This is a genomic window from Yersinia sp. 1652 StPb PI (assembly GCF_041538345.1).
GTDB lineage: Bacteria > Pseudomonadota > Gammaproteobacteria > Enterobacterales > Enterobacteriaceae > Yersinia > Yersinia enterocolitica_E.
Window position 1 is genome coordinate 2,279,179 of sequence record NZ_JAULSM010000001.1, and the last position, 13,530, is coordinate 2,292,708.

Consider the following 13,530-nt stretch of genomic DNA (forward strand, 5'->3'; position numbering starts at 1 on the left):
CCTGAACTGGCGTACCAACGAAGGGATTTAAATAATGAACAACCACATACATGATAAAGCCTAAACCCTCAGATTCTACCTAACAGCACCTTGGTGCGCATAATGTATATTATGTTAAATTGATTGGCGCGACCCATAACTTCATGGTTATCTGTGCCACCATCACAAATCCGTCAGTTACCTTTGATGATGCCCCTCGCTATTTTGTTGTGATCTTCATTGTTGTTCATTGCAGATTTTGATGAATGTTCGTTATGTTGTCAGGAGTGATTTCTCATATATTCACTCCCCAGCCTCTGTCGACATTATCGTTAGGCACTGTCGCCAACACGTATTAATCTAATCTGTTAACCTGCGGTAAATGAACTCACCAGACGCAATTTCCCGTCAATTAACTTAAATGTAAATGATGATGCGCCATCACAGTTTTCTGAAAATCCCGGTATTTGTTTGTTAGCCTCAGTTCCCTGATAAAACGTTAAACTGTCATCATCGAATTCACCACCCGCAACAGTATCGCAAGCACCTTCAACCCAATAACGCTGGCCGTTCTCTTTGTAATAAAAAACGCCATCTCTATCATCAGAGAAATAGTGGCGCTTTTGTTCTTTTGCAGATAATGCATTAACCCTGTATTGGTTTATTGTCATGTCATCCGGATTGACTATTATCTTACTCAGCGGTTGGAGGTTCTCGATGATTTTTACCGCATACCGCTCAAATACCGTGTCGGTGAGTGTTTCCGGCTGTTCCGGCTCAACATCTGGTAATAGCCCCCATGTATCACCTGTTAAAGGAAATATAAAATAAGGCTTCAGTTCGGTCCCCTTCTTCTCTTGCAACGCCTGCTGGAATTGTAAAAACTGAACCAACATATCTTTTTTCTGCACTGGGGTTAACGTCGTCAGAATTTCCTTCACTTCGTCGACCAACAGCAGAACTGTCGTATAATGCCAGCCCGTCTGCGCGTACATTGTTTTTCCTGTTACTATTACGTTTTTGTTCAGCCAGTGTTTGGCTTCTTTCGATGAGGTTTTGGACTCACGGAGAAAGATAAGCTGTACGTTCGAAATATTTTCCCCATCGGTCACTATGTCGCACCCAAAAGGAAACTCAAGTTGCAGGAAATCATTCTTTACCGCCTCATCACCATCTTTAATGCTTTCCCAGTTTGGCGGGCCAGGATAGATATATTCAATCAACTTCCCCTGGAAAGTAACCTGCAAATCCTCATCAGGGCAATATGCAAAAACGCAATGGCAGAGAAAAAAGGCTGATAACCATGAATACTTCATTTCACTTCCTTATGTATGGCAAATAGCGCAGAAGTTTGCGAACCTAAAATTATTTATGCCATTATCCCAAGATTATTATTTATCAACTAACTCGCCATAATGCACCGCTAACCAGATAGTCGGACCATTCGGATCGGTCCATGCTACCCGATGCCGGCACTGGGCTGGAATATTAACAAAATCCCCGGCGTGTAGTTCACGAACGCCCGGTTCATCTGCAAAATGCAAACATGCTGATCCCTGTACAACCATCACCCACTCACTTTGCGGCTGACAATACCAGAAATCTGGCGAACTCGATTGCCCGGTTGATATTATGCGTTCAATACGGACATTTGGTTGAGATATCAACTCTTCGAAAGTTTCTGATGCCGCCTGTCTCGCGGCGTCTGGGAAGTTAGTAAATATATTTTCCGTCATATAAAATAATTCCTCTATTCGTTAGCTGAAGATCCGCGCAAGTCTACGTGACTATGGGAAGGATGTGCGAGTATCCACAGCAATGAGTAAAATCAAATTTCATGTATTTGGATACAAGAATCGGATGATTTGAATATAATTCTGCTCGAAGGAATAATAAATAAGGCACCATTGAATACTGACTCAGATATTAAGTACAATCCCTGCTGGCGTTAGTTAAGGCTCAACTGGCCTGTTTAGCTCCGGTTTATGCCTTTTAACACCATTAACAGTAAGATAAAGAAGAAGTTATCAATAGAAGAATTAAATAAAACAATTGAAAAATTAAACAAACTAGAGGACAAAATGTCCGTATTGTCTATTTTTGCCACTGATGACCATAGCCGCTGCTTGCACTTTAGCAGAGGATAGTCGGTTTCTTTGCCAGGCAATTACCAAAAACTGGAGAGTATTATCGCCTGTTCTCATCGCTTTCACTCTGTAACTAAAGTTACACCGCGGGGTGTACTTCTCGCTTGTACTCTTTTACTTGCCAGTTGCTCCTCCGAACCGCCGAGGTCGCTAGTCACCCCGCTACCTTCGGTGACTAAAGTTCAGCAGAGTCAGGAGCCGGTGCGCGGTGTCTGGCTGGCGACTGTTTCCCGCCTCGACTGGCCACCGGTAGCGTCAGTCAATGCCAGCAGTTCTGCTATCCGCATCAGCCAGCAGCAGCAAGCACTGACCGATAAGTTAGATAAGCTAAAAACTCTCGGTATCAACACCGTGTTCTTCCAGATTAAGCCTGATGGAACTGCACTGTGGGCATCAAAAATTTTGCCATGGTCAGATATGCTGACGGGCAATATTGGTGAGGATCCTGGATACGATCCCCTGCAGTTTATGCTGGATGAAGCGCACAAACGTGGCATGAAAGTCCATGCCTGGTTCAATCCCTATCGGGTATCTGTCAATACCAAGCCGGCTACTGTGACAGAACTGAACCGTACATTGTCGCTACATCCGGCCAGCGTATTTGTGCTACATCGCGACTGGGTCCGCACCGCAAACGAGCGCTTTGTCCTCGACCCGGGTATCCCTGAGGTACGGGACTGGATCACCAGTATCGTGGCCGAAGTCGTTGCACAGTATCCTATTGACGGTGTGCAATTTGATGATTATTTTTATGCCGAGTCAGCAGATTCAGCCCTGAACGACAGCCAGACATTCAAAGAGTATGGTCAATTATTTGAATCAAAAGCGGACTGGAGACGGCACAACACTCTGCAACTTATTCAACAAGTTTCACGCACTATCAAGCAATTGAAACCCAACGTTGAATTCGGCGTCAGCCCTTCTGGTGTCTGGCGTAACCGTTCACACGACCCAGCAGGTTCCGACACGCGAGGAGCGGCAGCATATGATGAAGCTTATGCAGATACCCGCCTCTGGGTACAACTGGGATTACTGGATTACATTGCTCCGCAGCTTTATTGGCCCTTCTCACGCCAAGTGGCCCGTTATGATGTGCTAGCCAAATGGTGGGTTAGCGTGGTGAAACCCACAAAAACACGGCTCTATATTGGTATTGCCCTGTACAAAGTGGGCGAACCTTCAAAAAATGAGCCTGAATGGTCGAATAATGGGGGCGTGCCAGAGCTGAAAAAGCAGCTCGATTGGAACGAGTCAGTACCACAAATCACCGGAACGATTCTGTTTAGAGAGAATAACCTCAACCAACCACAGACCCAAGAAGCAGTCAGTTACCTTCGAAGCCGCTGGGGTGGTTAACTAAACTATTTAGGCAATTATTTGGCCCAGCCGCTGTATCCCTGCTACGATTTCCGCAGGTGAATGAGCGGCAAAACCTAATAAAATAGCCTGTTCTGGCGAATTTGTTTGGCAATAACGAGAAAGTGGTTGTGCCCCTAGCCCAATTTTACGACATTTATCGATAATATCTTGCTCTTTCATATTGTCTAATAACCAGCAGACAATATGAATACCTGAATCAGCAGGTTCAATCTTAAAACTATTTGGCAGATATCGTTGTATGGCGTCTATTATTGCTTTTTTACGTTCGTAGCAGGCTTTTCTGACCCGTCTCACGTGGCGGGCGTAATGACCATCAGAAATAAAAGTGGCCAGTGTGGCTTGTTCTAAATAAGATGTACGCGTATCTGCATAGTATTTAGCGAGCTTAAATGACTCAATAAGATTATTCGGTATCACCAGGAAACCTAAGCGAAATTCGGGGAACATCATTTTTGAAAAGGTTCCGGCATAAATTACTCGTTGTTGTTTATCCAACCCCTGAAGAGCTTGTATCGGCGGAGCGGTATAGCGGAATTCACTATTATAGTCATCTTCAAAAATCCACGTTTTATTTTCAGCCGCCCAGTCAAGTAAAGCCATCCTCCTCGATAAACTCAATGTTCCGCCCAGGGGAAATTGATGTGAAGGAGAAGTGAAAATCATTTTGGCATTTGGCCAGCGCCTGATGCCATAGGAAATATCCATACCGTCTTTATCACTGATTACAGGGCAAATTTTGGCACCCATAGAAGTAAATGCACCTAAAGCACCATCATATCCTGGTTCATCCAGCCAAACTTCATCGCCCCTTTGCAACAGAACTTGTGCCGCCAAATTCATTGCCTGTTGAGTCCCATTAACAATGAGTATTTGGTCTTCATTACAATTTAAACCACGTGTGGTTCGAACATAATCAGATATTGCCATCCTTAATGGCTGAAATCCTAAAGGTTCATTTAATTGCCCAATCTGCTGGCGAAACTGCCGCCACGCTCGCCCTAATAACCGCCCCCAAAGTTCATGAGGAAATAAATCTGTACACCCTATTCCAATACTAAATATTCGATTTTGTCCGGTATAAGGTGAGGATTTATCCCAAATTGAAGACATTACTTTCATCTGCGGATTAATATTGAGTTCGATATTTTTATCATCAGCACATTGGTATTGGGAAGTAGCTTGTATATGAATCATTTCATCAGGAATAATGGATGAAACATAAGTACCCGCGCCCTTCTTGGTAATTAGATAGCCTTCATCAATCAAGCGTTCGAAACCCGAAATAACCGAATTCCTGGAAATTGACATCATTTCAGAAAGCGTTCTGCTGGAAGGTAGTTTAGTTCCCGACCTTAATTGCCCATTGAGGATCAATTCTTTTAGCGCATGATGAAACTGCTCTTTAATTACGCCTTTCTTAAGCAATAAACTGGGGAAGTTGGCATCGTTCTTTTTCATTGTAAAGTGGATCCATGAAAAATGAAGAAAGTGTACCTTATGTAAGACCACTATAAAAACTATGATTCAATCTCTAAAGGTTTATATTTCTATTTATGAATGCAAGAGGTTGATATGATTGATAATACAAATACTATTTCAGTGAGCCCAGTACAAGTAGATGATTACGCTAAATGGCTGCCCTATTGGCTGGACTACCAGAAATTTTATAACGTTCAGTTATCGGAACAGGCAACGCTAGTAACATGGAAACGGTTCTTTGCAGCAGAGATCCCGATGTATTGTGCAGTAGCGCGAGAAGGCCAAAAAATTCTTGGCTTCGTTCATTATGTTTTTCACGGTTCAAGCTGGGCCATCAATGATTTCTGTTACTTAGAAGACCTGTTTGTTACCCCAGAATCCCGAGGTAAACATGTTGGTAAACAGCTCATTGAATATGTAAACCGACAGGCACAGGAGCGCCAATGTGCTCGATTATACTGGCATACTCAGGAGAGTAATTTGACGGCTCAAAAACTGTATAACTGGATTGCTGAGAAACCCGGCGTCATTGAATATAGAATGCCCGTTTAAATAGCGAATGCTGAACATTTCAACCTTATATAATTGATGCAATAACAGATAGTCAGGCGGAATTTAAAGCATCGAGCAGGTTAATCGTCGATGCTTTTCTTTCTAATCGATAGGCTTTCGGCCCCACTCACTCGGATGGTAATAATAAAGAGTCATATGGCACAAATGCTTGGTTAAAAACAGATGTGAGCATCGGGTATGACCCCTTAATTCAGTTGGCTGGCCAATGATGCTAACTGCGTATTTTGTTTAATCGCCGAGGCGATCAAATCCGCGACAGCGTCAGCCCCTTTCTGCTGGAAATGAGTGACTTGCGTTAAATTTCCATTGATTGTTTTGAAGCATTGTTTCATTTGTTAAAAATGTGGCTATACGACTTAATTTATTTAACTTTTTTATTATATTTAACTAGCGTCACTGATTAATAGTTCTTTATGGTGGTGTTGGACCCTCTCTATATGCCCTAAAGCATAATAGGCCAGTAGAAGACCATGATAGCCGTGACCTATAAACACTTTTCTAAACGGTACTTTCAGGCGCAGTAAATCCTCAAATTAATAAATATACCAACCGTTTAACTTTCATTTATATTTAAAATGTTAAATATCGTAGTGGCATTATCATTTAAAGTTCCGTGATATTTTGTCGTTTACTTCTTCATCTGAAGATCCTTATTGTTTACTTATAGCGTAAAGAAAATCATGTTTTCTAAAGAAGAAAGTATTAAGTTACGTAAGAGATTACACGGGATTAGCGGAGGGAGTGATTTCATTCTCGCGAAGTTAGAGAGTATGGGTTACCACTCATTAAAACAGCTCTCCGGCGTTAGTGTTACCGATATTGTCTCTATCGAATACATGCGTTCTGGAGCGCCAAATTGGACAGACAAACCAGGATTCAGGACATTACTTCGATCAATATTAGATATTGCAAAACAATCGGAATATTCTATATAAGCTATTTAGAAGCTCTGTTTGTTGCACAGAATCCCAAGATAAACAGCTTATTGAATATATGAAGTAGCAGGCTAATTTGCTCGATTATATTGGCATACGTAATCGAGCAAATTGACAGTTCAGACGCAATTAACGCGATTGCTGAGAAACCCAGCGTCATTTAATAGAGAATGCCCGCTGAATGTCTGATTATTTATCTACACGTCTGCCCTGTTCATCGACCACCCGTTCACCATCTTCCTTGGTGAATGAACCACGTTGCGCATCAGGCAAAATCTCCAACACCACCTCAGAAGGTCGACACAACCGGGTACCCAGTGGCGTGACCACAATCGGGCGGTTGATCAGGATGGGATGCTGCAACATAAAATCAACCAGTTGGTCATCGCTGAAGGTCTTTTCTGCCAGACCTAATTGCTCATAAGGCTCGACGTTTTTACGTAATAACGCCCGAACCGTGATCCCCATATCCGCGATCAATTTTACCAACACCTCACGACTTGGCGGTGTTTCCAGATACAGAATAACCGTGGGCTCAGTGCCACTGTTGCGAATTAACTCCAGCGTGTTACGCGATGTGCCGCAGGCCGGATTATGGTAAATAGTCACATTGCTCATTTGGGTAATCTCTCATTGAAACCCCAGCCGGCATTGCCTTCTGGGGGGTAAACAATAGTTATTGCATCATTGATAATCGCAGCGCCAATGCTGCCAGCGTAACCAACAGCACCGGGATCGTCATGACAATGCCGACTCGGAAATAATAGCCCCAGGTAATGGTCATATTCTTTTGTGACAGTACATGCAGCCACAATAAGGTCGCCAGACTACCTATCGGGGTGATTTTCGGCCCCAGATCACTGCCGATGACGTTGGCATAAATCATCGCTTCCTTGATTACGCCGGTGGCAGAGCTGCCATCAATCGATAGCGCCCCCACTAACACGGTCGGCATATTATTCATGATGGAAGACAGGAACGCCGTCAGGAACCCGGTACCGAGCGTAGCCACCCATAATCCCTGCTCCCCTAGTTGATTCAACAAGGCGGACAGGTAATCAGTCAGTCCCGCATTGCGCAGGCCATAGACTACCAGGTACATACCCAGTGAGAAGATAACGATTTGCCATGGCGCACCACGTAGCACCTTGCCGGTGTTGATGGCATGTCCTTTCTTCGCTACGGCAAACAATATCAGCGCCCCCACGGCGGCGACCAAACTGACGGGTACACCAAGTGGCTCCAGGCCAAAGAAACCCACCAACAGCAGCACCAGCACCAACCATCCGGTTTTAAAGGTGTTGATATCGCGGATGGCCTCTTTTGGTGCCTTCAACAGCGACAGGTCGTAAACGGCAGGAATATCTTGGCGGAAAAACAGATGCAGCATGACCAGCGTCGCCGCAATGGCGGCCAGGTTAACCGGCACCATCACTGCCGCGTATTCAGTGAATCCAAGATTAAAGAAATCAGCCGAGACAATATTGACCAGATTCGAGACAATAAGTGGCAAGCTGGCTGTATCGGCAATGAATCCGGCTGCCATCACAAAAGCCAACGTAGCACCACGGCTGAAGCCCAGCGCCAATAGCATCGCAATCACAATCGGTGTCAGGATCAACGCGGCACCATCGTTAGCGAACAGTGCCGCCACTGCTGCACCTAATAAGATGATGTAAGTAAACAGCAAACGACCACGGCCATTGCCCCAGCGAGCAACATGCAGTGCGGCCCATTCAAAGAAACCGGATTCATCCAACAGCAGACTGATGATGATCACGGCAATAAAAGTCGCGGTCGCATTCCAGACAATCTGCCACACCACAGGAATATCACCCATGTGAACCACACCGGTCAGTAACGCCAGTCCCGCACCGAGCATCGCACTCCAGCCAATTCCCAACCCTCTGGGTTGCCAGATAACCAGCACAATAGTCAGGACAAAAATAGCACCTGCCAACAACATACCGCCCCCGAAAGGCAAGAGTTCTCTCCTGCCCGGTAAATTTTAATGGATTAAACATCAGCGGCCAGATGAGCCAGACCATCCTTCCTACTTACTATCTACTATCTACTATCTACTATCTACTATCTACTATCTGCTTTCTCTTCCAATCAAATATGAAAATTCACATATGATTAGGCAAATTTTTACTGTATTAGCGGCAAATTGCCTTACCGCCCGAGGCTACATTACCGCTCGCCAGCAACACGATTTTATCTCGTTGGCTAAGATAGGCCTGCTCAATCACCGTGGCCGCCCAAGCTGGGATATGTGGTGACAGGCGATAGTGAATCCACTTCCCTGCACGGCGATCGAGTAAAAGTCCAGATTCTCTCAGCATTGCTAAGTGTCTGGAGATCTTGGGTTGAGACTCATCCAATGTGTCACAAAGCTCGCAAACACATAGCTCGCCCGACTCTCGCAACAGCAGGATGATATTCAGACGTGTTTCGTCGGACAGATTTTTGAAAAGCTGCAATGGCGTGAGTGTAATCATGGAATCTCCAAGACTGAATACTGAGGTTATCTTAGAAGTCTTGGCGTTAAAGTCAATTATATATTCGTTTTACCATATCTGTTTTCATCGTCACCGATTACAATTTCTGTGTTGACAGTCATGTCCCCTGGCCGCTCATTGGGTCTGGATGATAAGAAAGTCACTTTTGTGGCATGAAACGGGCCATTCTAATGAGAAAATTCTTATTAATCTGGAACAATTTGCACCTGTTGTTTAGTATGTCGCTATCCTGTCTACGCTATCAGCAAATCCAATATTTATGAAAAAACTCATTAAACGGCTGGAGATCATTAAAAGTGCTATTGAGCTTGAAGATGAGGATATTATCCGACAACAACTGCCTTATCTTAAAAGCGAATCCCAGGACGCGGTGCTGGCTTTTATTGCCATGGAAATTGAACAAGGGAAATTTACGCATGCGCTAGACGCAATTGCAGCCTGGCTGGCGAGTAAACAAGCTGTCACCCAGTGGCAAGACCTTGAATTGGCCGCCTGCAAAATGGAGCTAAAAGCACTGGAAGAACAGTTACGCGAGTTAATCGATAAACGTAACGAGCGGGTTCAGTTGCTGGATGACTTTAATGATCTCTATCTGGTGCGCCTTGGCCCATTGATGAATAAAATCCTCCAGTTACGTAAACAGTTGGCGGAATGTACTCTGCGTAAAGCGGAGGCCGAAGCCCGGCGCAGGGAACGCGATTATCGCAACTGCCAGCAGTATATATCTCAAGCCATTGATGAACTTGCCGCGTTAAAACAGCGCTGGTTAGCGCTCTCTGCTATGTCGAGTGAAACCATTGAGATACGACAACAGATTCAGCAACAAACGGATTTAATCGCCGCACTGCTGGCGGAAATTAAAGAGCTGGAAAAGGGTTTTTGTACCCGCAATACTGAGTCAACCCGTAGAGCTCGGGAAGAAGCGAAAGAGAAGTACGAGAGCTATCAGGAGCAGCAAAAAGATGCCGAACAGCGGCATAGTAATGAGCAAAAACTGTCAGCTGATCAGCGCCAAGAACTAAAACGCCTGTGGCGGCAAGCCAGTCGACTCTGCCATCCAGATTTAGTCGCCGATGAGTTTAAAGAGAAAGCACATCAACTGATGGTCCAGCTCAATCAAGCCCGCCAACGGGGAGATTTCCCCGCAATTAACGCGTTACTCGAGAGTTTAAAACGTGGGTTTGAACCGCTAATGGCAAGTGACTGTATTGACGATCTTGAACGGCTACGCAGAAAAATTAAGCAGGTCAGAGATCAAATTGACGTGATGTTGCGTGAACTGGAAGCATTAGAGGATGAAGACTCTTGGCAGCTTGTCACCTCTTTGTCCGATAAAGATAACTGGTTCAAAGAACAAGAAAACGTATTATCCAAAACGCTCAAACTGCTGGAGCGGCAAGTTGAAGAAGCATCAAAGGTACTGTATGAAATTTGACTGGTGATGCTCTTTTGGCCTACTGCCAACTGTGCCCGGTCCATGCCTGCGCTTAACAACAAATATTATCCCTGTTATCTTTTATTATTGATGCATAATCACTATGCGTATTATTAAGTTCGTATTCATTCTGAAATAAGGTAATCAATGATGAAAGATAACGAATACCAGCCGCCAAAGGTCTGGACGGAAAATAACGAGAGTGGCGGTGTATGGTCCAAAATCAACCGCCCAACAGCAGGCGCACGTCATGAAGCGGCCCTGCCTGTTGGCAAACATCCGTTACAGCTTTACTCCATGGCGACCCCCAACGGTCAGAAGGTCACTATTCTGCTGGAGGAGTTATTGGCGCTGGGCGAGAAAGGCGCAGAGTACGATGCCCACTTGATTCGAATAAGTGAAGGCGACCAGTTCTCAAGTGGTTTTGTCGCAGTGAATCCTAATTCAAAAATCCCCGCGCTGATGGATCACTCAACGCCGACTCCGGTGAGAGTTTTTGAGTCCGGTGCTATTTTGCTTTATCTGGCGGATAAGTTCGGCCATTTCCTGCCAAAAGATCACGCACAGAGAACGGAAGCACTGAACTGGTTATTCTGGCTACAGGGCGCGGCACCTTATTTAGGCGGGGGTTTTGGTCATTTTTATCATTACGCACCGGTAAAAATCGAATACGCGATTGACCGTTTTACCATGGAAGCTAAACGCCAGCTTGATTTGCTCAATACTCAGCTCAAAACACATGAGTATATCGCAGGGGATGAATATTCGATTGCCGATATCGCCATCTGGCCGTGGTATGGCAATTTGGTTTTAGGCTTGCAATATGAAGCCGGGGAGTTCCTGGATGTGAAATCCTATACCCACTTAATACGTTGGACGGAGAATATTGCGAAACGACCAGCCGTGCAACGTGGGCGTATCGTCAATCGGACCTGGGGAGAACCAAATGAGCAGTTGCCTGAGCGCCACGACGCATCAGATTTCGATCACTTATAGCTCATAAGCGATAAAGTCAATTCGACTAGGAAAAGGCGATAAACTCGGTTTACGCCTTTTTCTAACTCGAGTGACTGCAGCTACTGCACCCCATCAAAATGGAGAAACAATAGAGCCAATACGCTGGCAGAAATCATCGTAAGCATCGCCCAGTTTTTCAAACAATTTACTGATGTTATTTAAGTGTTTCATTGGCTGTTCCTCTGAGAGCGTTGAGATTTATTTGTGTGATCTGCATCACTAAATAAAGCTTACCTTTTTTAAAACAGCATTTCAATATTTTTGTGATATGAGTCACAAAAATAGTAACTCTGCATAATGCTCATGATTATTGAGCGACACCTTCCCCGCCCGCCAGCCACAGAAACTCTTCTAGCGAGATTCAGATATAGATATTTATTCATAAAAAATGCGTTTTTTTTCATACAACCCACCAGATCGTGATCGTGATCTCATTTTAAACACAGCAAGAGGATTATAAAGAAACGCAAGATCGATAAATATGAAACATTGTTTCATTTAAATGAAGGGATGCAAATGGAAAAGAAAATAACCGTCAGGCACACGGTTGCATACGGCAGTGCAAACCTGTTGGGCAGTGGTGCATTGGCGATCAGTGGCGCGTGGCTTATGTATTTCTATACCACGTTTTGTGGGCTTTCTGTCGTTGAGGCTGCCGCCATATTCTCTCTGGCCAGCATTCTTGATGCCATCAGTAACCCTATCATGGGCTATATCACCGATAACTTTTATAACACCCGCCTTGGCCGCATGTTTGGTCGTCGTCGCTTCTTTATCCTCATCGGTATTCCGCTGGTCTTGTTCTATCCCCTACTTTGGGTGAGTGGTTTTGGCTTTTGGTACTACTTGATAACCTATGCCATGTTTGAATTGATCTACACCTCGATCATGGTGCCATACGAAACGCTAGCCACAGAGATGACGACCGATTTTGCTAAGCGCTCCAAGTTGACGGGATCAAAAGCGATATTCGGAAAAGTTGCCAACTTTATGGCGGCCTTTATTCCAGGGCAATTTATTGCGCTCTATGGCAAGGATTCTCCGGCCCCCTTCCTTTATACCGGCATCGCATATGGGGCTATCATGTGTTGTGCCATGATCTTCCTGTACGTTTCTTCTTGGGAGCGCCCGGCCAGTGAAGTGGTCAAAGAGACCACCAGTAGTTTGTTTCAGGCGCTGAAAAAAATGTGTATTGATATGGCGTCAACATTTCGGCTCCGTATTTTCCGTAAACATTTAGGGATGTATCTATTTGGATTTGGTGCCGAGTGGTTATTCGCTTCCTCATTCACCTACTTTATCATTTTCGGTTTACGCCAAAGTGCTGTTCTGGTGTCGCAACTCAATAGCTTCAGTTCGATTATGCAACTGATCTCGACCGCATTCTTTATCGGTATCTGTGTGAAAATGGGCTTTGCCCGTCCTTTCCGTATTGCATTACAGGTGGTGATTGTCAGTGTTTTTGCCTATGCCGCGCTCTATTTTACCGGTTGGTCTGACACGACCACTGTCATTGTATTATTCGCGATCACCGTGGTTTTTGGTCTGAGTACCGGCGGTATTTACTATATTCCCTGGACCGTTTATACCTTCCTCGCTGATGTAGATGAAGTGCTCACGGGGCGTCGGCGTGAGGGTCTATATGCGGGTGCAATGACATTTGCTGGCAAGATGGTTCGTTCGGTTATTGTGTTTGCGATGGGCTGGACACTCAGCAGATTTGGCTTTGTCTCCGGTCAGTCGGTGCAGCCAGAAACCGCGGTTCAGGCGATTGTTGGCGTCTTTGCCATCGGTGTAACCGCGCTGGCATTAGTGGCAATTTTTTATACCACACAGATGAAACTCGACAGAAAGAGTCATATGGTTCTGTTGGCAGAAATTGCCCGGATTAAGGCCGGTGGTGCGATAGCTGACATTGCTGCTGGCCCCCGCGCAACGATTGAAGAACTGACGGGTTGGAAATATGAACAATGTTGGGGTAATAACCCGCTTGGTCAAAAGAAACCGACAGAAAAATTGACCGAACTGACATCAGAGGACTGATGGCTACTGTAGATTCAGGG

The 13,530-nt window shown here is 44.9% G+C and carries 11 protein-coding genes; 5 read left to right on the forward strand and 6 right to left on the reverse strand.

Going from position 1 to position 13,530, the window contains the following annotated elements; all coding sequences use genetic code 11:
• Nucleotides 1–347: 347 nt before the first annotated feature.
• The gene (locus Q2T71_RS10500; protein WP_372559030.1) at nt 348–1,295 is read right to left on the reverse strand and encodes a DUF4431 domain-containing protein; all 948 of its coding nucleotides are present in this window, start codon (nt 1,293–1,295) and stop codon (nt 348–350) included.
• 75 nt (nt 1,296–1,370) lie between these two features.
• Nucleotides 1,371–1,715, reverse strand: coding sequence for a cupin domain-containing protein (locus tag Q2T71_RS10505; RefSeq protein ID WP_372559031.1), 345 nt, complete (start codon nt 1,713–1,715; stop codon nt 1,371–1,373).
• Between the two features lie 453 nt (nt 1,716–2,168).
• Here Q2T71_RS10505 and Q2T71_RS10510 point away from each other — a divergent pair, with 453 nt between their 5' ends.
• On the forward strand, nt 2,169–3,482 hold the full coding sequence (locus Q2T71_RS10510) for a glycoside hydrolase family 10 protein (protein ID WP_372559902.1): 1,314 nt from the start codon (nt 2,169–2,171) through the stop codon (nt 3,480–3,482).
• A 9-nt stretch (nt 3,483–3,491) separates the two neighbouring features.
• Here the strand turns inward: Q2T71_RS10510 and Q2T71_RS10515 are convergent, their stop codons facing one another.
• Complete coding sequence (locus Q2T71_RS10515) at nt 3,492–4,964, reverse strand: PLP-dependent aminotransferase family protein (protein WP_372559032.1); 1,473 nt, start codon at nt 4,962–4,964, stop codon at nt 3,492–3,494.
• 114 nt (nt 4,965–5,078) lie between these two features.
• On the opposite strand from Q2T71_RS10515, the gene Q2T71_RS10520 reads away from it, so the two are divergent.
• On the forward strand, nt 5,079–5,537 hold the full coding sequence (locus tag Q2T71_RS10520) for a GNAT family N-acetyltransferase (RefSeq protein ID WP_372559033.1): 459 nt from the start codon (nt 5,079–5,081) through the stop codon (nt 5,535–5,537).
• A gap of 1,145 nt (nt 5,538–6,682) precedes the next feature.
• Here the strand turns inward: Q2T71_RS10520 and arsC are convergent.
• The 3 genes from arsC to Q2T71_RS10535 all read right to left on the reverse strand — a co-directional run bounded on the left by arsC (nt 6,683) and on the right by Q2T71_RS10535 (nt 8,994).
• On the reverse strand, nt 6,683–7,111 hold the full coding sequence (gene arsC, locus Q2T71_RS10525) for a glutaredoxin-dependent arsenate reductase (protein ID WP_372559034.1): 429 nt from the start codon (nt 7,109–7,111) through the stop codon (nt 6,683–6,685).
• A 58-nt stretch (nt 7,112–7,169) separates the two neighbouring features.
• Nucleotides 7,170–8,459, reverse strand: a complete 1,290-nt coding sequence (locus Q2T71_RS10530) for an arsenic transporter (protein ID WP_372559903.1) — start codon at nt 8,457–8,459, stop codon at nt 7,170–7,172.
• Between the two features lie 193 nt (nt 8,460–8,652).
• Nucleotides 8,653–8,994 (reverse strand): metalloregulator ArsR/SmtB family transcription factor, encoded by a 342-nt coding sequence (locus tag Q2T71_RS10535; protein WP_102970408.1) that lies wholly within the window; start codon nt 8,992–8,994, stop codon nt 8,653–8,655.
• A gap of 280 nt (nt 8,995–9,274) precedes the next feature.
• On the opposite strand from Q2T71_RS10535, the gene Q2T71_RS10540 reads away from it, so the two are divergent.
• The 3 genes from Q2T71_RS10540 (at nt 9,275) to Q2T71_RS10550 (ending at nt 13,510) form a co-directional block, all read left to right on the forward strand.
• Complete coding sequence (locus tag Q2T71_RS10540; RefSeq protein WP_372559035.1) at nt 9,275–10,450, forward strand: DNA repair protein; 1,176 nt, start codon at nt 9,275–9,277, stop codon at nt 10,448–10,450.
• Between the two features lie 150 nt (nt 10,451–10,600).
• The gene (gene yghU / locus Q2T71_RS10545; protein WP_372559904.1) at nt 10,601–11,446 is read left to right on the forward strand and encodes a glutathione-dependent disulfide-bond oxidoreductase; all 846 of its coding nucleotides are present in this window, start codon (nt 10,601–10,603) and stop codon (nt 11,444–11,446) included.
• A 537-nt stretch (nt 11,447–11,983) separates the two neighbouring features.
• A complete protein-coding gene (locus Q2T71_RS10550) occupies nt 11,984–13,510 on the forward strand; it encodes an MFS transporter (RefSeq protein WP_372559036.1) in 1,527 nt (508 codons plus the stop codon).
• Nucleotides 13,511–13,530 lie beyond the last annotated feature (20 nt).